Origin of the sequence: Thermoflexus sp. (genome assembly GCF_042408365.1) — a bacterium.
Taxonomy (GTDB): Bacteria; Chloroflexota; Anaerolineae; order Thermoflexales; family Thermoflexaceae; genus Thermoflexus.
Genome location: NZ_JBHOQJ010000213.1, coordinates 20,883 through 45,671 on the forward strand (window position 1 = coordinate 20,883; position 24,789 = coordinate 45,671).

Sequence of the window (24,789 nt, forward strand, 5' to 3'; positions counted from 1 at the left end):
TCGGCGACCCCACCACCCCTTGTAGAAGGAAATGGACGAGTTGGTCCAAGGTCCAGATCCCTAGCTCGGGAACGGGCGGCAGCGATCCTGAAGATCGCCACGGGATGATCTACGATTCCCCTCGCCTCGGCCCCAGATAGGCCATCGCCTCCTCATGATCGCCATCCATCACGAGGTGCAGATATCGTCCCCCCGTCGCCTGAGGGACATCGATGACTTTCACATAGGGCTCATAAGGGGTCTCCTCTGGCAGCAGTGCCGTCAAACAATTAGGCGCCCGAATGAAGAAATCGGCTTGGAAGATCGCCCGCTCATCTTCTGGAAGAATGGCTAGCGGGTAAATCTGGGCCTCGATCAGATCGCGAAAGAAATGCGTTCCATAAGAGAGCTCGGGCGTCCCCTGGGCCCCCCGCAGCCCGATCTCCACCAGGGCCCGGGCGTTATAAATGTCCGCGTAGCCCACCTTCACTCCCAGATAGGGATTCGCGCTCCCCCAGCGGCCGGGCCCGATCAGAATGAACCGTTCTCCCGTCAGCCGCCGGTTCAGCCGCCCGATCACCCGTGCGATCTCTAACCGAGTGCTCAGCGATGGGATTCGAGTATAGATCATCGGATCCACATAGATAATGTAACGGATATCATACACAGTTCCATAAGGCACCATATGGTAAGAAGTGAACAGGATGTCTTCCGCCGGGATATCTTTCGGAACGCGTGGGCTGGCTGCCTGCTCCCGATCGGTTTGAGGGCGGCATTGCAGTAGCCGGAGCATAGGACGAGGTGGTCGTCCTCCTTCCAGGAGGACAGCAAACTCCACGTCGATCGGTCGTCCGTAATAACGCTCCAGTTTGCGCAGCACAGCCCGCATCAGGGGAACAAAGTCCGTCTCCTGGAGTAGACGATCGAAAGTGATCACAAGTGAGCGCGGGTCCACATTGCGTCCAAGAACAGGCTGAAGGTAGTCCCCCTTGTGAACCGATGCCAGATAGGCCAAGCCCGGATAATCCCCCTCCAAGACCTCCGCGATCGGCAGAGTCCGAAAGCTGTTGTCCTCCATGTCAATCACATCAATGAAATGCTGGGCGTAGCGGGCGATCGATTGCGGATCCTTCTCGGGTCGTAGGCCGGGATGGCTGAGGGCGATCATTCGGGGGTAATCATGGGCCACCCGTTCCACCGCGCGGGTGCCCAGCCCGACCACCATGCGCACAAAGCCATCCTCCCGTCGGATACGCGGGCTCCATCGGAAGGGATTGCGAGAGTAGGCGACTCCGGCAACTGGTGGGAAAAAGTAGCGCCCATAGCGGGCTCCCTCCACCTTCTGGAGCAGGATCGCCATTCGCTCATCATAATCCACCAAGCCCACATGCCGCCGGTAGATCAGCGGGTCCGGGTGGAAGACGCTGGCATAAACCCGCTTGATGGCCGTCAGCAGCGCCTCCAGGTTCTCCTCCAAGGAGCCCTGGTTGGGGCAGAAATGGCTCTCGTATTTCCCCGCGAAGGAGGCCCCAAAGTTGTCCTCCAGGAGGCTCGAGGAGCGCACAATCAATGGGTGGGGGCCGATCTCCCGAAGAAGATCTCGCAGCCGCTGCACAAACCACGCTGGGAAGCGGCTCTCCAAGAAGGCATGCTGCACTTCAGGGAACTCCGCTCGGATTTCCTCCTCGCTCTTGTATTTCTGGTTCAGATAGGGAAGCAACCCGTTGCGCTCCATAAACTCGTAGAAGACATCGGCTCCGATGAACCAAGACTCCGGGATGCTCACCCGCTCAGCCAGAGGGAAAGGATCCTCAGGATCTGACTGCTGGAGGACCCGCCAGGCCAGCATCATCCCAGCTGCCTTGCCTCCGATCTTCCCTTGGCCGATCCGCCGATCGTAGATCGCTCGCAGATCCGCTGCGGTGAAATGCTCTCGGGCGATCCCCACAAAGGCCAGCTGATCGCTGATGATGCTCTTAATGAGGACGACGCGGATCTCTTTCAAGTGTGGAAGCACAGCCTTGCGCTGCTCGGGAGGAACCGCTTCATAGGCCTCCGCCTGAGCGAAGAGCGCCTCAAGCGGGGCGAGCTCAGGATTAAAGGAGAGGATCGGCCGATGCCCTGGCGCCCGCTCTTCCAACACCGAGCGGACGATCTCCACGAACAGGCTGTGGGGAAGGTTGTAAGCGAAATAGAACTCCGTGAGCTGGTCCCGGATTTGAGCCAGCCGTTCCTCCCACTCCTCCGCCGATTCCTGACCGAAGGGATCCGTCAAGCCCTCCAGGCGCTGGGAGATCAGGGCCTTCTCCCGGACCTCGGCCTCGAAGGCCTCAGGGGTGATGATGCCACGTGCGAATAGCTCCTGGCGCATCCGCTCGTGGATCCGGCGGGCCAGAATCGGATAACGGAGGATTTCCAAATGCAAGGCTAGCGCCGGCGGCAAATGCCATGGATACCCGTGCTCACCGTCCATCTCAGCTCCACCGTCCGTTGCATTCTGAATTTTGAGCATATCGCGGGCGTAAGGGACGGTCAACATCGTTAGGGGCAGCCGGCAGAGCTTTTCAATAGATTTGGGGGGGTTCGGGGGCCTTCCCCCCCGGCCCAGCCCCCGAAAAAATTTCTCCCTCCTCCCCGCGGCCTGAAGGGCAGCAGGGAGAAGGGAGAAAGGGGAGATGGACCATCCCCTTCCCCACCGTTATGCCATCTTCGTTAGTTCGTTAGAACTTTGAAAAGCCCTGGATGAAGGTAAGACCTTCGCCCGGCTGCATTGGATCTGGTTTAAAATGAAAAGGATATATGGAGGATTCCGATGGGCGAACCATGGGTTTTCTGTGACGAAGTGATCATCGAAGTGAAAGCTGGGGACGGCGGTGATGGATGTGTCTCGTTCCGACGCGAGAAATACGTCCCCATGGGTGGACCGGATGGGGGCGATGGAGGAAAGGGTGGGGATGTGATCCTGCGGGTGAACCCCCATCTGAACACCCTGGCTTATTATTACCGCCACCGCCACTTCCGAGCGGAGGACGGCCGCCATGGGCGGGGAGGGCGGAAAACGGGAGCCAGCGGGGAGGATCTCATCCTAGACGTGCCCCCCGGGACCGTGGTCCGAGATGCAGAGACCGGGGAGCTCTTGGCGGATTTAACGGAACCCGGACAGACGGTGGTCGTGGCCCGGGGCGGACGGGGTGGACGGGGGAACGCCGCTTTCGTTAGCCCGACGAATCAGGCCCCTCGAATCGCGGAACGCGGGGAGCCAGGGGAGCTCCGTCGCCTTCACCTGGAGCTGCGTCTCCTGGCCGACGTCGGGCTGATCGGCAAGCCCAACGCCGGGAAATCCACGTTGTTGGCCGCCGTGACAGCGGCCCGCCCGAAGATCGCGGACTATCCCTTCACGACGCTGCATCCCCATCTGGGGGTGGTCGTTCTGGATGACACGGCTTCCTTCGTGTTGGCCGATCTGCCCGGCCTGATCGAGGGAGCCCATCAGGGAGCGGGCCTCGGGCTGACTTTTCTACGCCACGTCGAGCGCACCCGTGTCCTCATCCATCTGCTGGATGGGCTCTCCCCAGACCCCATGGCGGATTACAAGGCGATCCGTGCCGAGCTGGGTCATTACAACCCCGACCTGCTGAGGCGACCGGAGATCATCGCCTTCAACAAGATGGATCTGCCCGAAGTTCAAGCTCGATGGCCAGCGGTGGAAGCGGCCTTCGCCGCCCAGGGTCTTTCGATACACCCGATCTCCGCAGCGGCGAAACAGGGCACCCGAGCCTTGATGTGGGAGGCCTGGAAGCGATTGCAGGAAGCCCCACCCCTCCCCTCCTTGCAACCCGCCACGCCGTCCCTCTTCCGGCGCGAGACTCCGATCCGAGTGATCCGTGAACGGAATGGATGGCGGGTCCTGGGGACGGCAGCGGAAAAAGCCGTGCGGATGGCCCGCCTCGACTCCGAGGAAGGCTTGCTCAAACTGCACCGGGAGTTGGAGCGCTTGGGGGTCATCGAGGCCTTGGAGCAGGCAGGGGTCCAGCCCGGGGATACCGTCTATATCGGCGATGTGGAGCTCGAATGGGTGGATTGGGCCGATGTCGGGAAGCGCTCATAACGGTGGACTCAACCAGCGCTCAAGGCCTTACCGAGAACAAAGGATTCGGAGCGCTTTGAATGAATCGCCTGGGTCTGCTGGGAGGAACTTTTGATCCCCCTCATTACGGACATCTGGTGCTGGCGGAGCAGGCCCGGATCCAGCTGGGCCTGAACCGGGTGCTGTTCATCCCTGCGGCGCAGCCTCCCCATAAGCTGGCAGCGGAGGTCACGCCGATTGAGCATCGCATGAATATGTTGGCCCTTGCCATTGCGGGTAACCCCTTCTTTGAGATCTCCCGGGCCGATATCGATCGCCCGGGCCCTCATTATACGGTGGATCTGCTGGTTTACCTGCGGGCCATCTATTCAGAGGCAGAGTTCTTTTTCCTAATGGGATCCGATTCTCTGGTGGATCTCCCCCGATGGCGGGACCCTCATCGCCTGATCCAGATGACCTGGCTGGCCGTGATGCCTCGGCCCGGGTACGTGGTTCATATGCCGCTTTTGGAACAAGCCTTGCCGGGGATCAGCAAACGACTGATCTGGCTGGACGCGCCCTTTCTGGACATCGCTTCCCATGATCTGCGCCGGCGCATCCGGAGCGGCGGCTCAATCCGCTACTTGGTCCCTCCAGAGGTGGAGGCCTACATTTATGCCCACGGCCTGTATCGAAACGCGGCGGCCTCATCGCCCGCGTGAGTCCAGACCGAAGCGACGAGAGATGGAATAGCGACCGCTCCATTCGCAGACCGAAGCGGAAACGAGCATCGCTCACTACTGTTGGATATGGTGAAGGCCAACGGCCCAAAGGGCCGTGGGAAGGGGGGATCCAAAGCATTTCGGGGGCGAGCTGGGGGCCTTTGGCGCCCAGCTCGCCCCCAGACCTCCATGCCAAAGATCAAATTTGGATGAAACACTACAGCCAGGCTGGGGACCGCCTTCGGCGGCACTCAACCCCCAAGCGGTCCGAGGCGTGGGGGAGAAACGTGGCCCGCATGGTTCAGCTCGTTGCCATCCAGATGCGCTGGTCCGCCCAGGATGGCCGCTCTCCGAGCGTTTTCGCCGCCCGGATCGAGGGGCTGCTGGCTCAGGCCACCTCCGGTCTGGATCCGGGGGAGCCAGCGCTGGTTGCGTTCCCCGAGGATGTGGGACTGCTAAGCGCGTTGGCCGTCCTTCCCCCGGCGCTCTCGGAACAGTCTTCTATGGCCGCGGCGATGGCCCTCGCCATCCGTCAGCGCTTTCTCCCTGTTCTTTACCATCGACTCCGTTACCGGGTCCGCTGGGCCCGCGCCCTGCTGTTGGCCATCCAACCGCGGTTGGCCCAGCTGTATCTAAGGACCTTCTCAACCCTTGCTCGGAAATATCAAGTTTATGTGGCCGCGGGCTCCGCTCCGCTGGCGGAGATCCCTCAATCTTCCCCCTTCCATCTCGAACACCTGCGCCCACGGGGCCCCGCCGTTTACAACACGGCCGCGCTCTTTGGACCAGATGGCGCTCTACTCGGCCTTCAACGGAAGGTCGCCCTGATCGACCTGGAGGGCCCCCAGGGCTTGGATTTAACTTCCGGCCCTCTGGAGCAGATCCAGGTGTTCGCTACGGAGGTCGGCCGGATCGGGATGGCGATCTGTCTGGACGCCTTCGCCCCGGAATCCCCGGTGCGGGATCGGCTGGCTCGCCTGGGGGCCGAGATCCTGGTCCAGCCTTCGGCGAACCCAGGGCCCTGGACTCCCGAGCAGCAAGCGGACTGGCTGCGGGGCGCATGGGCGGCAACTGTTCAGGAGGGACGGTTCGTCTATGCGATCAATCCGATGATGACGGGAACCCTCTTCGATTTGGCCTTTTATGGCCAATCCGCGCTCTTCGCGCGGGATCCAAAGTTAGGCCCCGGGGATTGCGGTTACCGGGACATCGGTCCGAGGCCGGGTTTCCTGAAGGTCGCAAAAGAAGCGGATTCCGAGGAGATCCTAGTAGCCCGTGTGCCGCACCCTGGGGGGTGAAACGCCCCAGTAACGGGGGAAGTATCCGATGATGCGCCTGGAGACTGCTGAAGGCCTGATCACGTTGAACCTGCAGCGGGGTGCGCTCGCCCTCCATCTTTATGGGCAAGATGTTCTCGCCTATGATCGGGCCGGCCGGCTCTGGAGTGCCACCATCGGTGGGGTGACTTACCGTCGAGGGTTGGATAACCGGATTCAAGCCGTAGAGGCAACTCCGGAAGGGGCCCGACGTCGGTGGCTGACGCGGGAGGAAGTTCGGGATTTGGAGGACAGGCTCGCCCGTCAGCTTCGATCCCTTCTGCCCATCCTCTCCAGCGGCCCTGTCCGATGGATCACCCCTCCTTCCGATGAGCGATCGTGGTTGGACGCCCTCAGGGTGCTTCAACGGGCTTCCCAAATGGACTTCGAGGCCCTGGAGGCGGATGCGCGCCGGTTTGCGGAGGTCTACGCGCCCATCGGGATCCTCCCACCTGACCAATACCTCTCACTGGTCGTTCAGGCCACCATCGGGTGCCCATTCAACACGTGCATTTTCTGCGGCTTCTACCGAACCCTTCCCTTCCGGGTGCGATCGCCGGAGGAATTTGAGGCCCACCTAGAGGCGATCCGCACGTTCTTCGGTGAGGGATTATCGCTGCGGCGAACGATCTTCCTGGGCAGCGCCAACGCCCTGGCGATCCCCATGCCGCGTTTGTTGGCCCTACTGGAGCGATTGAGGCGGGCTTTCCCATTGCGAGCAGATGGCGAGGAGAGGCACGGATTCGCAGGGATCTACGCTTTTTTGGATGGTTTCACCGGACTGAAGAAAACCGTGGGCGATTACGAAGCGCTGCGTGCCCTGGGCTTGCGCCGGGTTTACATCGGCCTGGAGAGCGGCCACGATCCGCTCTTGACCTTCCTGCGCAAGCCGGCAACCGCCGAGCAGATGATCGAAACGGTGCGGCGTTTGAAGGGTGCCGGCCTCCAGGTAGGGGTGATCATCATGATCGGCGTCGGTGGAGATCGCTTCGCGGCAGGCCACGTCGAAGACACCGTGGCCGTTCTGAAGGCGATGCCCTTGGGACGAGGAGATCTCGTTTATCTTTCGGATTTCGTGGAAGTCCCCGGCACTCCCTACCGGGCCATGGCCGAGGCCATGGGGATCCGCCCGCTTTCCCCGGCGGAGCGCCGGGCCCAAGCGGAAGCCATTCGCGCTGGCCTGCATCGCGCGGATGGGGAAGGCCCTCGGGTGGCCCCTTACGCCCTGGAGGCGTTTTTATATTAGGGGCTAGGGGCCGAAGGCTCCCAACCCTTAAAAGATTTTTTCTCTCACCTCCCTATCGAACATGCTTTCCAGCCGTTTTCCTTGGGGATCTTCGAGGGGTGGGGAAAACTACCAAAACGGGCGCTGATGGAGTTTTAAAAATTAACTCACATAGGGTTTGGGGCCTCCCGCTTCCTTCACAGCGTATCCTCAGCGTGGAGTGTCCGGATTAATTTGTTCAATTTCATAAGTGCCCTACTATAAACGGCCCCCAGCCCTGGAAGGGTTTCTCCTTCTGCAGTAAAACCACACCGGGAGGGGAGGAAATGGGGTTCTTCGTGGGGTGCCGGCCGCCTTCGGTGGCCCGCACCCCACGAAGAGAAAATGACCGTTACCGAGCGGATCAATCCCGCTCCTCAGGGAGGCGGGCCTCCCCGCGCAGGCCCCGGGTGACCAGGCCATGGACCTTCAACGGAAGCCCGAACAGCCGGATGAAACCGGCAGCGTCTTTATGGTCATAAGCTCCGACTGTATCGAAAGAGACGATGTCCTCTCGATAGAGGCTGTAGGGCGAGCGCCGACCCACGACGAAGACGTTCCCTTTGTAAAGCTTGAGCCGGACTTCCCCAGCGACGTTGCGCATCACCGTTTTCACGAAGGCATCCATAGCCTCCCGCAGCGGGCTGAACCACCAGCCGTAGTAAACCAGCTCGGCGTAACGCAGCGCCAGGCCCTGTTTGAAATGCATGGTCTCCCGATCCAGGCACAGGGTCTCCAGCGCCCGCAGGGCTTCCACCAGGATGGTGCCCCCTGGCGTCTCGTAAACGCCCCGGGATTTCATCCCCACCAGCCGGTTCTCTACCAAATCCACCCGCCCGATCCCGTGCTTCGCGCCGATGGCGTTAAGGGTTTCCATCAGGGGCACCAACCCCATCGGCTGGCCGTTCAAGGCCACCGGGACCCCCTGCTCAAACGTCAAGGTGATGGTCTCTGGGCGATCGGGCGCCTTCACTGGGTCCACCGTCCAAAGGAACACATCCTCCTCCGGCTCCCAATCGGGATCCTCCAGAGGGCCGCCCTCATGGGAGACGTGCCAAAGGTTTCGATCGCGGCTGTAGCGGCTGGTGCTCCATTCGATTGGGACGCCGTGGGCCCGCGCGTACTCGTAAGCTTCCCGTCGGGAGGTGATGGACCACTCCCGCCAGGGGGCGATCACCCGAAGATGCGGCGCCAGGGCCTGATAAGCCAGCTCGAAACGGACCTGGTCGTTCCCCTTCCCGGTCGCCCCATGGGCCACCGCGTCCGCCCCTTCGGCCAGGGCGACCTCGACCTGATGTTTGGCGATGAGGGGACGCGCCATCGCTGTCCCCAACAGGTATTTGCCCTCATAGACTGCACCGGCCTGCACCGTGGGCAGCACATAATCGCGCAGGAATTCCTCTCGTAAGTCGCGGATGATCACCTTGGAGGCCCCGCCGGCATAGGCCCGCTCCTCGATGCCCTTCATCTCCTCTGCCCCCTGGCCGATATCGGCGCAGAAGGCGATCACCTCACACCCGTAGGTTTCCCGCAGCCATGGGATGATGGTGGAGGTATCTAGACCGCCGGAATACGCCAGCACCACCTTGCGAACCATCGGCACCTCCCAAAGGATAGAGTGGACGAAACGATCGCCCAGCCAGGTGACAAAGCCTCAGCGCATGGCGATCGGCTATTCCATCCTCAGCACCACCGCCACCTCATCGCATCGCTCGCGAAGCGGACAATGAATGCAATCCCGCCAAACCTTCTCGGGGAAACGCTCGCGTCCATCAATCACGAATCCCATGCGTTGGAAGAAGGGGACCGCCCGGGTGAGGGCGAAGACGGTGCGGGCCCCGGCGGCCCGCGCCCGCTCCACCAGCGCTTGCACGATCGCCCCCCCCACGCCGTTGCCCTGATAGGCTTCGTCCACTGCTAGGGAACGGATCTCCACCAGGTCCGGCGTCATCCACACCAGGGAGCCGCAGCCGATGATTCGTTCCTCGGCCTCGGCCACCACCCAATCGGAGAGAGTGGCGGCGATATCTTCCAGGCTTCGTGGGAGGAGCCATCCCCGTTGAGCGTAACGATTCACCAAAGCATAAAGGGCCGGGATGTCCTCCGGATAGGCGGATCGAATCCGCATGGATTCCCCTCCTTCCAACTCCCAGATGAGCTTTAAGCCGATTGGGCTGTCATGGATTCCTGAAGGATGGCGATCGCCTCATCGATATGGGATCGCTCCACGATGAGCGGAGGGACCATGCGCACCACGTGGTCGCCGGCGGTGGTGAGGAGCAGCCCCCGCTCGAGGGCGGTGGCGACCACCTGCCGGGCATCCCCTTCGATCTCAAGCCCGATCAGCAATCCCCGGCCGCGGATCTCCTTCACGCCAGGAAGCTCCACCGCGTGGAGGCGGTCCATCAGATAGGCCCCCATCTCTCGTACATGGGCCAGGAAAATGGGTTCGCAGAGGCGCTGGAAAACATGAAGCGCCACCGCCGTCACCAAGGGGCCACCCGCGAAGGTGCTGCCGTGATCGCCCGGTTGGAGGACAGCCGCGACCTTCTCCCTCATCAGCACGGCCCCAATCGGGAGCCCGTTCGCCAGCGGCTTGGCCACCGTGAGCAGATCCGGCTCCACCCCATAGGCCTCATAGGCCCATAGCGTCCCTGTCCGCCCCAAGCCGCACTGCACCTCATCGAAGATCAAGAGAGCACCAACCTCATCGCATCGGGCCCGCAGGGCCTGCAGGAACTCCGGCGCAGCCACGTGCACCCCGCCCTCTCCCTGGATCGGCTCCACAATCACCGCGCAGGTCTCCTGGGTGATCGCTGCCCGCGCGGCCTCGATATCATTGAAGGGAACAAAGGTCACGCCGGGGACCAAGGGGGCGAACGGCTCGCGGTAGGCGGGCTTCTCCGTCACGGAAAGCGCGCCCATCGTCCGCCCGTGGAAGCTGTGAGCGAAGGCGATGAATCCGACCTTGCGATCATCGAAGTGGGTCCGCACGAATTTCCGAGCGAACTTGAGGGCTGCCTCCACTGCTTCCGCTCCGGAATTGCAGAAGAAGACGCGGTCAGCGAAGCTGTGGGCGACCAAAGCTTCCGCCAAGCGCAGGTGAGGTTCCGTGTGGTAAAGGTTGCTGAGGTGAACCAAACGCCGGGCCTGGGCCGCGATCACCTCCGCGACCCCCGGGTCCGCGTGGCCCAGGGCGCACACCGCGATCCCGGCCACAAAGTCCAGATATCTCCGGCCGGACGCGTCGTACACATACATCCCCTCGCCGTGAGTGAAAAGGACCGGCGGCCGTCGATAGGTCGGCGCCAGAACCCGCTCCGCAAGCGCCACAACGGCTTCGGGATCCATCCGCTTATCCCTCCCTTCGGATTTCAGTGCCCCCTTCGTGAAGCCCCGCCAGATGGGTGATCCGCACCCGCCGCACCCCGGCGGCCAGCGCCTCCAACGCCGAGCGGACTTTAGGGACCATGCCATCGCGGATCACACCGGCAGCGATCAGGGCTTCGATCTCCTCGGCGCGCAGCGAAGGTTGAATGGCATCCTCCACCTGAACCCCTGGAACATCCGTGAGGAAAACCAGCTCATCGGCGGGGAGGGCGGCGGCGATGGCCGCGGCCATCTGGTCCGCGTTGACGTTATAAAGCCCGCCCGGCCCCAGGGCGATCGGGGCGATCACCAGCAGGAGCCCTTCCGCAAGCCAGCGCCGGAGGCGATCCACATTCACTGCTGCCGGCTTCCCCACCCACCCCAAATCGGCCAGGGGGCTCACCCGCACCAAGCCTAGATCCGCCCCGCACAGCCCCAGAGCGGGCAGACCCGCCTGGGCCAGGGCCGCCACCAGGGTCTTATTGGTCAGCCCGGCCAGGGTCATCACCGCCAGCTCCCGCGTCTCGTCGTCGGTCACCCGCAGGCCGCCCACGTAACGCGGCGTGAGGCCGACCCGCTGCTGCCAAGCGCTCACCGCCTTCCCTCCCCCGTGAACCAGGATGGGGAGCGGCGACATCTCCTTCAGAGCTGCGACCAGATCCTCAACAAAAGAGGGCTGGTCGAGCTCGTTTCCCCCGATTTTGATCACCCGCATCGCGTCTTCCCTCAATTCAGTCCGGCCGTCTCCTCCAGGCCGAACATCACATTCAGGTTCTGGACCGCCTGCCCGGCGGCCCCTTTGATCAGGTTGTCAATGGAAGCCGTCACGATCACCATGCCGGCCTCCGGCACGCCCGTCACCGAGAGGACACACAGATTGGTACCCACGCTATGACGCAATGTCGCCAGGGCCCCCGGCGGCAGCACCTTCACGAAGGGCTCCCGATGATAGGTCTCCAGCAACAGATCCCGGACCATCCCCTCGGTCCAACCGGAGGCCAGGGGCACGTAGATCGTGGCCAGGATCCCCCGTGCCACCGGGAGCAGCTGGGGGGAAAAGACCAGCGGGCCCAAAGCTCCGTTCATCGCGTAAAGCATCTGCTCGATCTCCGGCAGATGCCGGTGGGAGCGGCCGATATTGTAGGGAGAAAGATTCTCATCGACCTCGACGAAGTGGGTGGTCAAGGAAGGCTTACGCCCCGCCCCGGAGACGCCCGATTTGGCGTCCACGATGATCGGGCCAGGGCCGATGGCCCCGGCGCGGGCCAAGGGGAGCAGAGCCAGCAGGGTCGCGGTGGGGTAGCAACCCGGGTTGGCGAGGAGGCGGGCGGAGCGGATCGCTGGGCGATTCCACTCCGTCAGGCCATAGACCGCCTCCGGGAGTAGGTCGGGCGCAGGGTGTTCCTCTTTGTACCAGCGGACATACACAACAGGATCCTTCAGGCGGAAATCCGCGGAGAGGTCGATGACCCGGACCCCAGCGGCGAGCGCTTGGCGGGCGACTGGTGCGGAGACCCCATGGGGCAGGGCGAGGAACACCGCGTCCACTTGATCCAGTGGGGCCTCCGCGAAACCCACCACCGGGAAATCCTCCACAACGGGAAACAGCTGCGCGAGGGAACTCCCAGCGCCGCTTTCAGAAGCCGCGAAGACAATCTTCACCGCTGGGTGGCGCTGCAGCAACCGAAACGTCTCAAACCCAGCGTATCCGCTCACGCCGTAGATCCCGACCCGGATCATCCTGGCTCCTCCTACTAGTTCTTGAGGATCTTCGGGGATTGAGAAGACTACCCAAAACGGGCGCCGAAGCGCCCGACTACAAACGGCCCCCAACCCCCGAAGGTTTTTCTCTCCCCCTTCCCCGCGCCCTTTGGGCCGCAGGGAGGGGCCATTCGTCCCTCCACTGCCTATCCCCAAAAACTCAAGGGGATGAAGCACTGCTTCGGGGCCTGGCATCCGCGGGCTTGGCAGGGGCCATGCCTGCTACGCGCCTCAGCCCCGGTTGGGCAGGCGAATCTCCCGTTGAGCCCTTCGTGCTGACCATCAAAATAAAAACCCCCCGGGCATCGGAGCCCGGGGGGTTTGAATCCATTACATCACCGTCTGGAATCAACGGCCAATAACCCGCCTCCCCGCACCGGACCCGATGCCCGGCAGGGTCTCTGGACGACGGATGCGTGGGAAGCGGATCATTGCGTCCAGCATCTTGCGAGCCTCCATAATTTAAGGAAAATGATAATCCGCAACCCGGATCTTGTCAAGAGAGACGCGGGTGCGCGCAGGGCTTCTCAGCCCATCGCACAACAGTGCAATGGGTTATGTGCCCCGGGGCTGTTCGTAAACCTCCGGGTTCACGCAATGGGGGAGCCGCTCGCCCCGGAGGCCAGCCAGAACGTTGAGGGCGGCGAGCTCCGCCATACGATTTCGAGTGGTCACTGTCGCACTCCCGATGTGAGGAACCACAATGCAGTTCGGCAGCTGAAGGAGGGGATGGTCAGCAGGAAGGGGCTCCGGATCCGTGACGTCCAGAGCGGCAGCGAAGATCCGTCCTTCCCTCAGAGCTTCGTAGAGCGCCTCCGTGTCCACAATCGGGCCACGGGCGGCGTTGACCAGGACCGCCGTAGGCTTCATCTTGGCAAAGGCCTCTCGGTTGATCATCCGATAAGTGCTCGGGTTCAGATCCGTATGGATGGTGATGAAGTCGCTTTCCCGCAAGAGGGTGTCGAGATCCACAAAGACCGCTCCCAGCTCGGCCTCGGCGGCCTCGTTCCGACGCACATCGTGATACAGGATGCGCATGTGGAACCCCTTCGCGCGCCGGGCCACCGCCGTCCCAATTCGCCCCATGCCAATGATCCCCAGCGTCGCACCGTAGACATCCTGCCCCAGCAAGAGCAGCGGGCCCCAGGTGACCCAGTGACCCCCTCGCACGTAGTCGATGCCCTCCCGGATCCGACGGGCCGCCGCGAGCAAGAGGGTCCATGTGAGATCGGCTGTGGCCTCCGTGAGAACTCCCGGGGTGTTCCCTACCGGGATCCCTCGCCGGGTGCATTCGGCTACGTCGATGTTGTCGAAACCGACCGCCATGTTGCTGACCACCTTGAGTCGGGGCGCTGCGTCCAGCAACTCGGCATTAACTTTCTCGGTCAGCAAACAGAGCAGGCCCTCGACATCTGCCACTTCCTGCAGCAGGACCTCTCGGGGAACCGGCAGGTCGCTGTCCCAGACTTTCAGCTCCGCATGTTCCCGCAGGATCTCAAAGGCCCGCTCCGGGATCCGCCGGGTGATGTAAACTTTGGGTTTCGCCATGGCAGGCCTCCGTTTGATGGACTATGGGGATCTTTAGGGGTTAGGGGCCGCCTTGGGCAGCCTTCAACCCTTGAGGGATTTTTCTCTTCCCTCCCTGCCGCTTTTTAAGCGGCAGGGAGGGAAGAGAAGAGGAAGGGCCGATAACCCCTCTCCTCGATATCCCCAAATTCAATGGGGGATGAGAATCCACTGGCAGATCCCCATCCCATGGGCCTATCCAGCCCCACCGCTCTCCAGAGCATCCACCGCCTGATCGACCAGTTCCACCAGCTCTTCCCACTCCTCTTCAGTCAGGTGGATGGAAACGTTGCCCAGCTCGAGGTGAAAAAGGGACTGGCCATCATCGCCAGCGCTGCGCCAGAGGGTGAAGTGCTCCGTCTCCGCCAGGGTCTCCATCATGAACTCATCTTCCGGATCGTTCGGAAACATCGGAAGCTCCTTAATCTTTAGATGTCGCTTTGCCCACTTGAAATGAATTTTCTGGGAGGGGCAGGCCGGCTACGCAGCCTGCCCCTCCCAGAAAATCTTCACGGTGTGGCGGATTCCTCTTGCTTCTGCCAGGCAGCCAAGTCCAATGTGAGACGGGCGAAGAAACTGCTGGGCGGCAGCGCTCCGGTGCCATATTCCAGTTCTATAACCCGGGCTTGCAGCCTCAGATCCCGGGTTTCCAGCTCGATGATCGCCCCAGGAGATGCCAGCACCAGATCCCCTTTCTGCCGCAACCGGGCCTGAAGCCCTGTATCTCGATAAGCGTATTCGCTAGCCAGCACCTTGGTAACCGTCTTGATATCGTTCTTGTCGAACAGCCAAACTTCGAAAGCGGTCACCTTGGCAGGATCGCCAACCCCGATGGTCTCGGAGATCCCCACCCCGTATTCCCCGAGGAACTCCCCATTCGGCAGTTCGATCGGGAAGGAGAGATCGAAATGGTCATCTCCCAGCTTATACGTCACCTGATGCTGGGAGAGAGGCGGCTCCCAGGTCTCCCGATAGGCTTCCACGGGGCCTGGACGTTCGATGACAGCAGGCTCGGGAGCTGACCCGATGGAGGGAGCGGCCGGGCCTGGACGACGGGGGGCAGCCCTGGGGGTCGGACGACGCAGGACCCAGAGACCAGCGATCGCGATCAGCGCCAGACCGACCAGCGGGATCAGACATGAAGTGACGGAGACGCCGCCTCCCCGAGCGGGGAGGGAAGGCGCGGGAGCCTGCTCCCAAACTCCTGCCAGCCGCTCCATGGTTCCCCGTCGGGCTGGGTCGGTCTCCTGTTGCGCCAAACGACGGATCTCCCGGGCAGCGTCGCGGGGGTTCCACCGCTGCCCCAGCCAATTGACGCTGTCCTCCGGACGCAGAAACCCTGCTCGGGTAGCATCGGCCAGCAGGCGGAGGTAGTTCGCCCGGTAGTCAACCCGCAGATCCACCGGCGCGGCGTCGGTCCACTCCACCGGGGCGATGTACCAGCCATAAATCAGGCCGGCAGCCAGCCCAACCACGAAGGCCACCGCTCCGATCAGCAGGGTCTGTCGATACGGTCTGAGCATGATCCCCAAGGCTTGCAGAATCGTTTTCACGGCGGACCTCCTTCCAAATTCGGTCGCCTGCCACTCCGGCACCAGAGCTAAGCGCTGTTCGGATTCACCGCGCTCGGATCAACGGATCTCGGGAGGCACGAGTCAGGATCTCCCGCACGCCATCCGTATCGATGACCACCATATCCTCAATTCGAATGCCGCCCCATCCGCTGAGGTAGATCCCTGGCTCCACGGTGAGAACCGCGCCTGCGGGGACGGGGTCCTCCGCGATGGGCCCAGCGGAGGGTTTCTCATGGATTTCCAACCCGACTCCATGGCCCAAGCCATGGCCGAAGGCCTCTTGATAGCCCGCCTCCTCGATCACCGATCGGGCCAGCGCATCGATCTCTTTGCCTCGCATCCCCGCCCGCATGTTTCGGATCGCAGCCTCCTGAGCGCGCAGGACAATAGTGTAAAGCTCTCGAAAGCGTCGGGGCATACGGCCCAGAACGAAGGTCCGGGTGATATCGGAATGATAGCCATCCACCCGCGCCCCAAGGTCCACAATGATCGGCTCGCCGACTTTCAACGGACGATCCCCGGGATGATGGTGAGCCATTGCGGCATTTGGACCAGAGGCCACAATCACATCGAAAGCCACATCCTCCCCGCCGTGGGTGCGCAGGTATCGCTCAGCCAGCCAGGCCACCTCGCGCTCTGTCATCCCTGGCCGCAGCCGTCGGCGAAGGTAGGCCATAGTGGCATCCGCGACGCGAGCGGCCTCCCGCATGCGGGCCAGCTCCTCCTCATCCTTGACTGCCCGCATCGTCTCGATCCAGTCTTTAGTGGGAACCCATTCCACATCCGGCACAGCCTCTTTCCAAGATATCCACTGGTCCACCGTGAGGTGAGCGCTCTCGAAGGCCACGCGACGGGGCGAGCCGATCTCCCTCAGGAACTCGGGGAGAATCTCCACAAAGCGTCGGCTCTGGAGGCGATATAGGGTGAAATCCGGCGCCTGACGGGTGGCCTGCTCCCAGTAGCGGAAATCCGTGAGGATCCAGGCCTGAGTCAGGGTGATGCAGAGAACAGCCGCGGAGCCCGTGAAACCGGAAAGATAACGGATGTTAGGAAGATGGGTAATAAAAATCGCCTCGAGGTTTTCCTCCGCCATCCGGCGGCGCACAGCTTCCACTCGTTCTCGATGCGCTGGAGCCATTCCGAACACTCCAGAGAGAGATTGCCATCCCCTACGCAGGGCCTGATTAAGTCCATATCGTAATCGATTTCTTTTCCCTGGGCAAGAGCAGCCAGGTTCCGTGCATGGCTCCCTCTCCGCTTCCTTCCCTTCATTCACGAATGCCTTGTCTGCTTAAGCTTTGGGAATAATGTCTCCTCCACATTTGATTTAAGAATTATGCCATCGATTGTTGTGGGGGAATTTGGGGGCGGGCCGGGCGCCAAAGGGGCCCGCCCCCAAGATATTTTTATCCCCCTTTCCCACGGCCCAAAGGGCCGTGGGAAAGGGGGATCCAGGGGAGTGGGGTCATTCGCTTTCTCCACCACATATCCTCAAACCAAAAGTAGAAGAAGCACTAGCTCTCCCAACAGTTATAGAACGCACATATGCACGAGGATTAAAAAGAGATAGAATCAGCTATAGAGGAACGCGGCTTTCCCTCAGGAAAAGCTGTCGATGGAGACAGGGATCGGCAAGCCAGTTGCGCTCACAGATGCATTCTTCGTGCAGGATGCGAGAAAGGAGCAACGATGCGTCGGTTTCTCTGGTTGGTCTGGGTGCTCTGGTTGATCGGATGGGGAAGTTGGGCTCAGGAAACATCGGCTCGACGGGTGCTGTGGCTACGAGTGGAGGGTGCGCTGACGCCTGTGGTGGCGGATTATCTCCGGCGCGGAATCGAGAACGCCCAGGATCAGGGGGCTGAGGCGATCGTCCTTCAGCTGAACACTCCAGGCGGCGAGGTTAATCTCACCCTACGATTGGTCTCCATGATCCGCGAGAGCCCTGTCCCCGTGATCGTTTATGTGGCCCCGCGCGGGGCGATCGCTGGATCCGCCGGGACGCTGGTGACACTGGCTGGGCATCTCGCGTGGATGGCGCCGGAGACCGCAATTGGGGCCGCCTCCCCGGTGGGCGGCCAAGGGGAGGAGCTCCCGGAGACCCTCAGCCAAAAGGTCAAGGAGATCCTTAAGGCCCAGGTCCGCAGCCTGACCGAACGACGAGGGCCGGATGCTGTAAAGTTGGCCGAAGCGGCGGTGGAATCGGCGAAAGCGGTGAGCGCGCAGGAGGCCCTGACCGCTGGTTTGATCGATGGGATCGCGGAGAATCCGGAGGATCTGCTTCGCCAGCTGGATGGGCGGGCCGTTTCCGTGCAGGGCCAGTCGCGCACCCTCCACACCATGGGCGCTGTCATTGTTCCGCTCCCAATGAACATTGTGGAGGAAATCCTCCACCGCCTGGTGGATCCGAACATTGCCCTCATCCTCTTAGCTATCGGGATACAGGCCATTCTCATCGAGCTCTCCAGCCCGGGCGGTTGGATCGCGGGGTTCATCGGGGTGGTGTGTCTGCTGCTGGCAGCCTATGGGATCGGGGTGCTGCCGGTCAACTGGCTGGGATTGCTGCTGATCGCTGTCGCGATCGTCCTCTTCATCCTGGATGTTAAGGCACCGACCCATGGGGCTTTGACGGCCGTGGGGACCGCCACCTTCATCGCGGGGGCGCTGGTGCTGTTCGCCCCGGTGGCGCGTTCCCCCTTCCCACCGCTTTCTCCATGGGTGGCGGGCGGCACTGGGCTGGCCATGGCAGGGTTTTTCGGGTTCATTGTGGCGAAGGCGCTTCAGGCGCAGCGCCGGCCCAGTGTGATGGGGGTGGAATCCCTCATCGGGCGCCTTGGGGAGGCCCGCACGGATCTCAATCCGATCGGAATGGTGCATGTGGCGGGCGAATTGTGGACGGCGGAGAGCGAATCGGGTATGATAGCGGCCGGCACTTCCGTTCAGGTGGTAGGAGTGGAAGGTCTCCGCTTACGAGTGCGGAAGTGGGAGCCGCCTGCTGACCCATCGGGCCCCGCGGCTCCGCCCGCAAACCGGGAATCCGCATCCCAGAGGGCATAAAAACCCCTCGCATCCGTTGAGGATAGTCGCTGTTCAGCGAAGTTGGGGGAGGAGCCGGGCGCCTTTGGCGCCTGGGCTCTGCCCCAAACCATTCGCCTCCTCCCTCCCCACAGCCCAAAGGGCTGTGGGGAGGGAGGAGGCGGGGAGGTCGGGCCTGCTCCCGCCTCTCGCGGACTCCGAACGACGTAACTTCTATGGGTGGTGGCCGTAGGATGGGGCTGGGACACTCATAAGGGGTGCCCGCATTCGCAAGGCCGTCGGATCATCCTCCCCCTCCAGGGAGACCACCGCCGCGCAAGGAGCAACACGCCGGAGGAACGCAGGTGTGCACTATTGCACAAAACGTATAGTCCAATCCCAACGAAATGAGAGACCCCAACAATGGCCGGGATCGGGAACGAGATGGATCGCCTGCGGGTGCTGATCATTCACCCGGATTTGGAAATAGGAGAGCGGCTACTTCGGAACGCAGTCCAGATGGGACATGTGGCCCATTATGCGCCGGATCTGCGGGGGGTCCTCTCCTGGATCGCGCGAGCGATCCCTGACGTCATCGTGGCCGATCGGGAGTGGCTGGAGCGCAACAGTCGGGGGCTGTTCAGCGCCCTACGGGGATGTTCGCCTCTCCCTTTAATTTGTCCTTTGGAAAGCACGGATCAGAATTGGGTCTGGGACCGGCTGGCCCGATCCGTGCGGGCGTTCCAGACCTGGACCGCTGGGGACGTCATGCGGGTGGGTTCCCTAATCATTGATCATGGGCGCAAGCAGGTGATCTGGCGCGGCCAGCCGGTGCAGCTCCCACCCCTTCAATTCAAGATCCTGACGGTCCTGGCCCGTCGGGCGGGCCAGGTGGTCTCCCACGCGGATTTGGTGCGGGAAGTCTGGGGGATCGAGGCCGATGACCCAGAGGCCCGGGAGCTGTTGAAAGTTCATATCCGGCAGATCCGCAAGCGTCTGGGGCTGGACCCCGAGCGGGGAGAGGTGTTGGTTTCCGTTCGCGGCTTTGGTTACATGCTGACCTCGCCGGAGGAGGGGGAATGACAGAGCGGCCGGACCGACGGCGGGGGTTATGGATCGGATACGCATTGCTCAGCGGGTTCGGCCTGATCGCGATCACCGGCAGCGTCCTCACCCTGACCCGTCCGCCCTCGCCATGGATCGCGTTGGCATCCACCGCGGCAGCGCTGGCCCTGATCGGCGCCATAGGGGTGACTTATATCTTGCGGGGATTACAATCGGCCCGATATTACCTGGATCGCAATGGGTTGACGGTGACGTGGTGGCCGGCCGTCCATGTGATCCCGATCCATACCATTCAGGAGCTGCGCCATGGCCCGACAACTCCTCGGGCGATCCGGAGCTGGCGAGGCCTGCGCTGGCCTGGCCTTTATGTGGGACATGCATGGGCCGTGGAAGAGAACCGGCCGGTCCTCTTCTTCGCCACCGAGGACCTCCCCCGACAACTCTGGGTGATCACAGAAGTGGTGATCTACGCGATCTCGCCGGTAAACCCAGAGAAGTTTATGGAGGCCGCGGCCCAGAGGATGGCCCTGGGGCCCACGCAACGCCTACAGCAGACGACGATCTTCCCCAAGTGGCGTCAGCGGGCGATCTGGGAGGATCGGAACGCTTGGGCTCTTATCGCGCTCGCCGGACTTGTGCTGTGGGGGATGTGGCTTTGGATCTGTGTGCAGCTTCCGCGCTTGCCCTCGGCGGTGCGTCTGGAGGGGTCCTCCGGGGCGCTGTTCAGCCCAGCGATTCATTTGACGCGCCTCCCGCTCCTGGGCGCCCTGACCTGGATCATCCATGCAGGCCTGGGGAGCCTGCTGCATGAACAGGAACGGGTTGCGGCTTACGGCCTGTGGCTGGTAGGGCTGCTCGTTCAGATATTGCTCTTCGGTGCCTTAATTCAAATCGTGCGATGATTCCCGGCTGATCTTTTGAAGTTTTATGGGGGTAGTCTCCTCGATCTGTAGTGGTGGTCTTTTTACGCGTGGAATTTCTATGAGGGGCGGGCTGCTGACGCGGCCCGCCCCTCATAGAAAAAAGCAAGGTGGAAGTCAATATCCACATGATTGTGACAGCCAATCATCCGATCCAGAGGAGGAGAGAACAATGGGTTTGAAATCCGACCGCTGGATTCGTGAGATGGCCCTCAAGCACCGAATGATCGAGCCTTTTGAGGACTCTCAAGTGCGGCCTGGGGTGATCTCCTACGGGCTCTCCTCCTACGGATACGACATCCGCGTTGCCGATGAATTCAAGGTGTTCACAGATGTCTATAGCACCGTTGTGGATCCAAAAAACTTTGACCCCCGCTCCTTTGTGGATCTGCGGGGTGAAGTCTGTGTGATCCCCCCAAACTCTTTCGCCCTGGCTCGGAGCGTCGAATACTTCCGGATCCCCCGGAACGTCCTGGTGGTCTGTGTGGGGAAATCCACCTATGCTCGTTGTGGGATTATCGTCAATGTGACCCCCCTGGAACCGGAGTGGGAAGGGTATCTTACCCTGGAGATCAGCAACACCACGCCATTGCCCGCGAAGATCTATGCTTACGAAGGGATCGCCCAGGTGCTCTTCTTTGAAGCGGACGAGGTCTGCGAGCGCTCTTATAAAGACCGAGGCGGCCGGTACCAGAACCAGCAGGGCATCACCATCCCCCGCGTGCGATAGACGGCCGCTCGTAGGTAAGAAGGCCCCTGGCCCAGCCCCTGAAAAAATTTTTTTCTTCCCCCTCCCCGCGGCCCTTCAGGTCGCGGGGAGGGAGAAGACAAGGAGGAGAGACCATTCGCGTCCCCAGTGTCATGCCGTCTTTGTTAGAACTTTGCAAAGTCCGAAAAAGTCCCAAACCCCGTTGCGGAGCTTAATCCAACTCATTAAAATAAAAGACAAATCCCCACAGTGGGAGGAGAAGATGGTTCCTCAGCGACATCGATGGATCGCTGTGAGCTTCTTCCTGGGTATGGCTCTGGTGCTTGCGGCGTGCGCCCAACCCGCCACGCCTGCCCCTGCGACCCCGACTGCGCCTGCCGCCCCGCAACCGACCCCCACCGCCGCTCCGCCCCAACCGACCCCCACCGCCGCGCCCAAGGAGATCATCTTCGGAATGCTTCTCGTCGGCCCTTACAATGATCGGGGTTGGAGCCAGGCCCATTATGAGGGTGGCAAATATGTTGAGCAGAAACTCCCTGGAGCCCGGATGCTTTATATTGATAAGGTGAACCCCGCCGATCGCCCGGGGACCACCGCCTCGCAACTGGCGGAGGAGCTGGTGGCCAAAGGCGCGAAGGTGATCATCTTCAACTCGGACGACCACAAAGATGAAGCCATCAAGTTCGCGAAGGCGCACCCTGATATCATCGTGATTCACGCCTCCGGCGATGACGCCTGGAAGGAAGGCAAGAACTACAAAGGCATCCCCAACCTGGCCAATGTGATGGGCCAGATGGAGTATGGAAAGATGATCGCCGGCTGCGCCGCGGCTCTGACCACCCAGACGGGTCGGATCGGCTACTTGGGGCCGCTGATCAACGATGAGACCCGCCGCCTGGCGGCCTCCGCCTACCTGGGAGCGAAGTATTGTTGGGAGCATTATCTGGGCAAGCCGGCAGCCGATCTGAAGTTCAAGGTGACCTGGATCGGCTTCTGGTTCCACATCCCTGGCGTGACCGCGGATCCTACTCAAGTGGCCCAGGATTTCATCAACTCCGGCTATGATGTGATCATCTCGGGCATCGACACCACAGAGGCCTTGCGGGAGGCGGCCAAGGCGACCCAGGCAGGTAAAAAGATCTGGGCCATCCCCTATGACTACATCGGCGCTTGCGAGGAAGCCCCTGATGTCTGCCTGGGCGTGCCGTACTTCAACTGGGGTCCGGCCTATCTGGCCCACATCAAAGCGGCCTTGGAGGGCACCTGGAAGCCGTCCTGGGACTGGGTGGGACCAGACTGGAAGGATATCAACAACCCGGACACGAGCTATGTGGGCTTCCTGAAGGGGAAGGCGCTCAGCCCAGAGGCCTCGGCCAAGCTGGATGAATTCATCAAGGGTTTGGGGGATGGATCGATCCAGCTGTGGAAGGGGCCCATCCGGCTGCAGGATGGCACGCTGTATGTTGAGGAAGGGAAGGTAGCCACCCCACAGCAGATCTGGTATCTCCCTCAGCTGCTGGAGGGGATGGAAGGCCAGAGCGTCCCGACAAAGTAGATACAAGCCCGACCAGGCGCATGACCCCTCTTCGAGTTTTTGCAGCGGTTCTGGATCTTGTACAAGGGGCGGTCCCCTGGCCGCCCCTTTTTGCTAAACTCAAATAATGGTAGGGACACCCACACTGGGTGCCCCAAGGCCAGACACAAGGCCTGGGGCAGGCACAAGACCTACCCCTACAATCGGCATTCACACCTTCCGTAGGGGCACCCCTTGCAGGTGCCTCAGAGGGTCGGGGCGTCCGCATTCACAAGATCATCAGATCAATCCACGTCCTTCGGAGAGACCACCGGACGGTTCTTAATTCGCGAAACTTTTTGCAAGGAATGTAATTATGAAGATAGAAATGCGTCACATATACAAGTCCTTTGGGCCTGTGCGAGCTCTCCAGGATGTGAGCCTTACCGTTGAGGCAGGCACCATCCATGGCCTTCTTGGGGAGAACGGAGCGGGCAAGACAACGTTGATGAAGATCCTCTCCGGTTACCTGCGGCCGGATCGTGGGGAGATCTTTCTGGACGGGCAACCCGTTCGCTTCGCCTCCCCAGCGGAAGGTCTCCAATATGGGATCGGGATGCTCCATCAGGATCCTATGGACTTCCCAGCCATGTCCGTTCTGGATAATTTTATGCTGGGCTATGAGGGGGGATTCTGGCTGGACCGTCGGGGAGCTCGACGGGCTTTGCAGGAACTGGCGCGCCAGTTCGGGTTCGATTTGGACCCAGAGGCCCGGGTCGATAGCCTGACGGTGGGAGAACGTCAGCAACTGGAGCTGCTTCGCCTTCTCGGCCGCGGGGTCCAGGTGTTGATTCTGGACGAGCCCACAACAGGCATTAGCGCGCCTCAAAAGATTCAGCTTTTCAACACCCTGCGCCGTCTGGCGGGAGAGGGGAAGACAATCATCTTTGTGACCCACAAACTGGAAGAGGTGAAGGAGCTCTGCCAACGGGTCACCGTGTTACGTCAGGGCCGTCTGGCAGGGGAGGCGACACCCCCGTATTCCCCCCAGCGCCTGATCGAAATGATGTTCGGCCGATCGATCCCCATGCCGGAACGTCAGCCCATCCCTCCCGGCGAGCCGATTCTGGAGGTCCAGGAGCTCGTCGTAGGCGACCACCGGCTCCGGTTAAGCCGGGCGAACCTCACGGTGCGAGCCGGGGAAATCATCGGGCTGGCAGGGATGGAAGGGAGCGGTCAGCAACTGTTTATGCGCGCCTGCGCGGGCCTTGTTCGCCCCTGGGAGGGATCCATCCGAGTGCGAGGGAAAGATCTCACCGGAAAATCCTATCATGCCTTCCTTGAAGCTGGAGTCCTTTTCGTGCCCGCCAACCGCCTGGAGGAAGGGCTGATCCCCGGCCTCACCCTCACGGAACATTTCGAGCTGGTATATCCGAATGGCCGGCATTTGATCGATTGGGAACGGGCGCGGCTGGAGGCCCAGCGTCGAATCCGGGATTTCAATATCCGGGGGAAGCCGGAGACCCCTGTAGAAGCCCTCTCTGGTGGAAATCAACAGCGAACCCTTCTGGCGCTGATCCGGACACCCGCTCATCTGCTGTTGCTGGAACACCCTACGCGCGGACTGGATGTGGAATCCAGCCTGTGGGTCTGGCGACGGCTGAAGGAACGGGCACAGGCAGGCGCCGCGATACTGGTGATCTCCTCCGATCTTCAAGAATTGTTACAATATTGCGATCGGATCATGGTCTTCTTCAGCGGTCGGATCTCGGAGCCGATGGAGGTCGAAGGGCTGACACTGGATCGGCTCGGCCATATGATCGCCGGACGGGGATGGTGAGAACAACCCATGAAACTCCCTGAGGGTGACGGCTCCTGACTGATCGCTTGCCCTTAGTGGTCACTCCATTCGGTGATGGTAATTTCCCCTCGTGGGGTGGGGGCTGCCGAAGG

The 24,789-nt window shown here is 61.7% G+C and carries 20 protein-coding genes; 10 read left to right on the forward strand and 10 right to left on the reverse strand.

Annotated elements, in window-relative coordinates:
- Positions 1 to 109 precede the first annotated feature (109 nt).
- Complete coding sequence (locus ACFMO5_RS10080) at positions 110 to 2,452, reverse strand: PEP/pyruvate-binding domain-containing protein (RefSeq protein ID WP_376792619.1); 2,343 nt, start codon at positions 2,450 to 2,452, stop codon at positions 110 to 112.
- A gap of 339 nt (positions 2,453 to 2,791) precedes the next feature.
- Between ACFMO5_RS10080 and obgE the strand changes: the two genes are divergently transcribed.
- The 4 genes from obgE to ACFMO5_RS10100 all read left to right on the forward strand — a co-directional run bounded on the left by obgE (position 2,792) and on the right by ACFMO5_RS10100 (position 7,329).
- A complete protein-coding gene (gene obgE, locus ACFMO5_RS10085; protein WP_376792620.1) occupies positions 2,792 to 4,087 on the forward strand; it encodes a GTPase ObgE in 1,296 nt (431 codons plus the stop codon).
- Between the two features lie 59 nt (positions 4,088 to 4,146).
- The gene (gene nadD, locus ACFMO5_RS10090; protein ID WP_376792621.1) at positions 4,147 to 4,767 is read left to right on the forward strand and encodes a nicotinate-nucleotide adenylyltransferase; all 621 of its coding nucleotides are present in this window, start codon (positions 4,147 to 4,149) and stop codon (positions 4,765 to 4,767) included.
- Between the two features lie 296 nt (positions 4,768 to 5,063).
- Complete coding sequence (locus ACFMO5_RS10095) at positions 5,064 to 6,065, forward strand: carbon-nitrogen hydrolase family protein (protein ID WP_376792638.1); 1,002 nt, start codon at positions 5,064 to 5,066, stop codon at positions 6,063 to 6,065.
- A gap of 31 nt (positions 6,066 to 6,096) precedes the next feature.
- Positions 6,097 to 7,329, forward strand: coding sequence for a radical SAM protein (locus ACFMO5_RS10100; RefSeq protein WP_376792622.1), 1,233 nt, complete (start codon positions 6,097 to 6,099; stop codon positions 7,327 to 7,329).
- Between the two features lie 382 nt (positions 7,330 to 7,711).
- On the opposite strand, the gene ACFMO5_RS10105 is transcribed toward ACFMO5_RS10100, so the two are convergent.
- From ACFMO5_RS10105 to ACFMO5_RS10145, 9 genes are all read right to left on the reverse strand, one after another.
- Positions 7,712 to 8,944, reverse strand: a complete 1,233-nt coding sequence (locus ACFMO5_RS10105) for an argininosuccinate synthase (protein ID WP_376792623.1) — start codon at positions 8,942 to 8,944, stop codon at positions 7,712 to 7,714.
- Positions 8,945 to 9,019: 75 nt separating this feature from the next.
- Positions 9,020 to 9,475: an N-acetyltransferase gene (locus ACFMO5_RS10110; protein ID WP_376792624.1), complete on the reverse strand. Its 456-nt coding sequence runs from the start codon at positions 9,473 to 9,475 to the stop codon at positions 9,020 to 9,022.
- A gap of 32 nt (positions 9,476 to 9,507) precedes the next feature.
- Positions 9,508 to 10,698 carry an aspartate aminotransferase family protein gene (locus ACFMO5_RS10115; protein WP_376792625.1) on the reverse strand — a complete coding sequence of 397 codons (1,191 nt, stop codon included), beginning with the start codon at positions 10,696 to 10,698 and terminating at the stop codon, positions 9,508 to 9,510.
- A gap of 4 nt (positions 10,699 to 10,702) precedes the next feature.
- Positions 10,703 to 11,431, reverse strand: a complete 729-nt coding sequence (gene argB, locus ACFMO5_RS10120; protein WP_376792626.1) for an acetylglutamate kinase — start codon at positions 11,429 to 11,431, stop codon at positions 10,703 to 10,705.
- Positions 11,432 to 11,442: 11 nt separating this feature from the next.
- Positions 11,443 to 12,456: an N-acetyl-gamma-glutamyl-phosphate reductase gene (argC, locus tag ACFMO5_RS10125; RefSeq protein WP_376792627.1), complete on the reverse strand. Its 1,014-nt coding sequence runs from the start codon at positions 12,454 to 12,456 to the stop codon at positions 11,443 to 11,445.
- Positions 12,457 to 13,032: 576 nt separating this feature from the next.
- Positions 13,033 to 14,025, reverse strand: coding sequence for a 2-hydroxyacid dehydrogenase (locus ACFMO5_RS10130; protein WP_376792628.1), 993 nt, complete (start codon positions 14,023 to 14,025; stop codon positions 13,033 to 13,035).
- Positions 14,026 to 14,238: 213 nt separating this feature from the next.
- Entirely contained in the window at positions 14,239 to 14,454 is a 216-nt protein-coding gene (locus ACFMO5_RS10135) for a hypothetical protein (protein WP_376792629.1), read from the reverse strand.
- Positions 14,455 to 14,552: 98 nt separating this feature from the next.
- Positions 14,553 to 15,596 (reverse strand): hypothetical protein, encoded by a 1,044-nt coding sequence (locus ACFMO5_RS10140; protein ID WP_376792630.1) that lies wholly within the window; start codon positions 15,594 to 15,596, stop codon positions 14,553 to 14,555.
- 64 nt (positions 15,597 to 15,660) lie between these two features.
- Positions 15,661 to 16,755, reverse strand: a complete 1,095-nt coding sequence (locus ACFMO5_RS10145; protein WP_376792631.1) for a M24 family metallopeptidase — start codon at positions 16,753 to 16,755, stop codon at positions 15,661 to 15,663.
- A gap of 551 nt (positions 16,756 to 17,306) precedes the next feature.
- Here ACFMO5_RS10145 and ACFMO5_RS10150 point away from each other — a divergent pair.
- From ACFMO5_RS10150 to ACFMO5_RS10175, 6 genes are all read left to right on the forward strand, one after another.
- A complete protein-coding gene (locus ACFMO5_RS10150; RefSeq protein WP_376792632.1) occupies positions 17,307 to 18,671 on the forward strand; it encodes a nodulation protein NfeD in 1,365 nt (454 codons plus the stop codon).
- 381 nt (positions 18,672 to 19,052) lie between these two features.
- Entirely contained in the window at positions 19,053 to 19,712 is a 660-nt protein-coding gene (locus tag ACFMO5_RS10155) for a winged-helix domain-containing protein (protein WP_376792633.1), read from the forward strand.
- Positions 19,709 to 20,596 (forward strand): PH domain-containing protein, encoded by an 888-nt coding sequence (locus ACFMO5_RS10160; protein WP_376792634.1) that lies wholly within the window; start codon positions 19,709 to 19,711, stop codon positions 20,594 to 20,596. The genes ACFMO5_RS10155 and ACFMO5_RS10160 overlap by 4 nt, the downstream gene beginning before the upstream one ends.
- A gap of 190 nt (positions 20,597 to 20,786) precedes the next feature.
- Positions 20,787 to 21,344, forward strand: a complete 558-nt coding sequence (gene dcd, locus ACFMO5_RS10165) for a dCTP deaminase (RefSeq protein WP_376792635.1) — start codon at positions 20,787 to 20,789, stop codon at positions 21,342 to 21,344.
- Between the two features lie 241 nt (positions 21,345 to 21,585).
- A complete protein-coding gene (locus ACFMO5_RS10170) occupies positions 21,586 to 22,878 on the forward strand; it encodes a BMP family protein (protein WP_376792636.1) in 1,293 nt (430 codons plus the stop codon).
- A gap of 346 nt (positions 22,879 to 23,224) precedes the next feature.
- Complete coding sequence (locus ACFMO5_RS10175) at positions 23,225 to 24,676, forward strand: ABC transporter ATP-binding protein (protein ID WP_376792637.1); 1,452 nt, start codon at positions 23,225 to 23,227, stop codon at positions 24,674 to 24,676.
- Positions 24,677 to 24,789: the final 113 nt, after the last annotated feature.

Excerpts from the sequence above, each read along its gene's own strand:
- ACFMO5_RS10080 (WP_376792619.1), bottom strand. The coding sequence starts at position 2,452 with ATGGACGGTGAGCACGGGTATCCATGGCATTTGCCGCCGGCGCTAGCC.
- obgE (WP_376792620.1), top strand. The coding sequence starts at position 2,792 with ATGGGCGAACCATGGGTTTTCTGTGACGAAGTGATCATCGAAGTGAAA.
- nadD (WP_376792621.1), top strand. The coding sequence starts at position 4,147 with ATGAATCGCCTGGGTCTGCTGGGAGGAACTTTTGATCCCCCTCATTAC.
- ACFMO5_RS10095 (WP_376792638.1), top strand. The coding sequence starts at position 5,064 with ATGGTTCAGCTCGTTGCCATCCAGATGCGCTGGTCCGCCCAGGATGGC.
- ACFMO5_RS10100 (WP_376792622.1), top strand. The coding sequence starts at position 6,097 with ATGCGCCTGGAGACTGCTGAAGGCCTGATCACGTTGAACCTGCAGCGG.
- ACFMO5_RS10105 (WP_376792623.1), bottom strand. The coding sequence starts at position 8,944 with ATGGTTCGCAAGGTGGTGCTGGCGTATTCCGGCGGTCTAGATACCTCC.
- ACFMO5_RS10110 (WP_376792624.1), bottom strand. The coding sequence starts at position 9,475 with ATGCGGATTCGATCCGCCTATCCGGAGGACATCCCGGCCCTTTATGCT.
- ACFMO5_RS10115 (WP_376792625.1), bottom strand. The coding sequence starts at position 10,698 with ATGGATCCCGAAGCCGTTGTGGCGCTTGCGGAGCGGGTTCTGGCGCCG.
- argB (WP_376792626.1), bottom strand. The coding sequence starts at position 11,431 with ATGCGGGTGATCAAAATCGGGGGAAACGAGCTCGACCAGCCCTCTTTT.
- argC (WP_376792627.1), bottom strand. The coding sequence starts at position 12,456 with ATGATCCGGGTCGGGATCTACGGCGTGAGCGGATACGCTGGGTTTGAG.
- ACFMO5_RS10130 (WP_376792628.1), bottom strand. The coding sequence starts at position 14,025 with ATGGCGAAACCCAAAGTTTACATCACCCGGCGGATCCCGGAGCGGGCC.
- ACFMO5_RS10135 (WP_376792629.1), bottom strand. The coding sequence starts at position 14,454 with ATGTTTCCGAACGATCCGGAAGATGAGTTCATGATGGAGACCCTGGCG.
- ACFMO5_RS10145 (WP_376792631.1), bottom strand. The coding sequence starts at position 16,755 with ATGGCTCCAGCGCATCGAGAACGAGTGGAAGCTGTGCGCCGCCGGATG.
- ACFMO5_RS10150 (WP_376792632.1), top strand. The coding sequence starts at position 17,307 with ATGCGTCGGTTTCTCTGGTTGGTCTGGGTGCTCTGGTTGATCGGATGG.
- ACFMO5_RS10155 (WP_376792633.1), top strand. The coding sequence starts at position 19,053 with ATGGCCGGGATCGGGAACGAGATGGATCGCCTGCGGGTGCTGATCATT.
- ACFMO5_RS10160 (WP_376792634.1), top strand. The coding sequence starts at position 19,709 with ATGACAGAGCGGCCGGACCGACGGCGGGGGTTATGGATCGGATACGCA.
- dcd (WP_376792635.1), top strand. The coding sequence starts at position 20,787 with ATGGGTTTGAAATCCGACCGCTGGATTCGTGAGATGGCCCTCAAGCAC.
- ACFMO5_RS10170 (WP_376792636.1), top strand. The coding sequence starts at position 21,586 with ATGGTTCCTCAGCGACATCGATGGATCGCTGTGAGCTTCTTCCTGGGT.
- ACFMO5_RS10175 (WP_376792637.1), top strand. The coding sequence starts at position 23,225 with ATGCGTCACATATACAAGTCCTTTGGGCCTGTGCGAGCTCTCCAGGAT.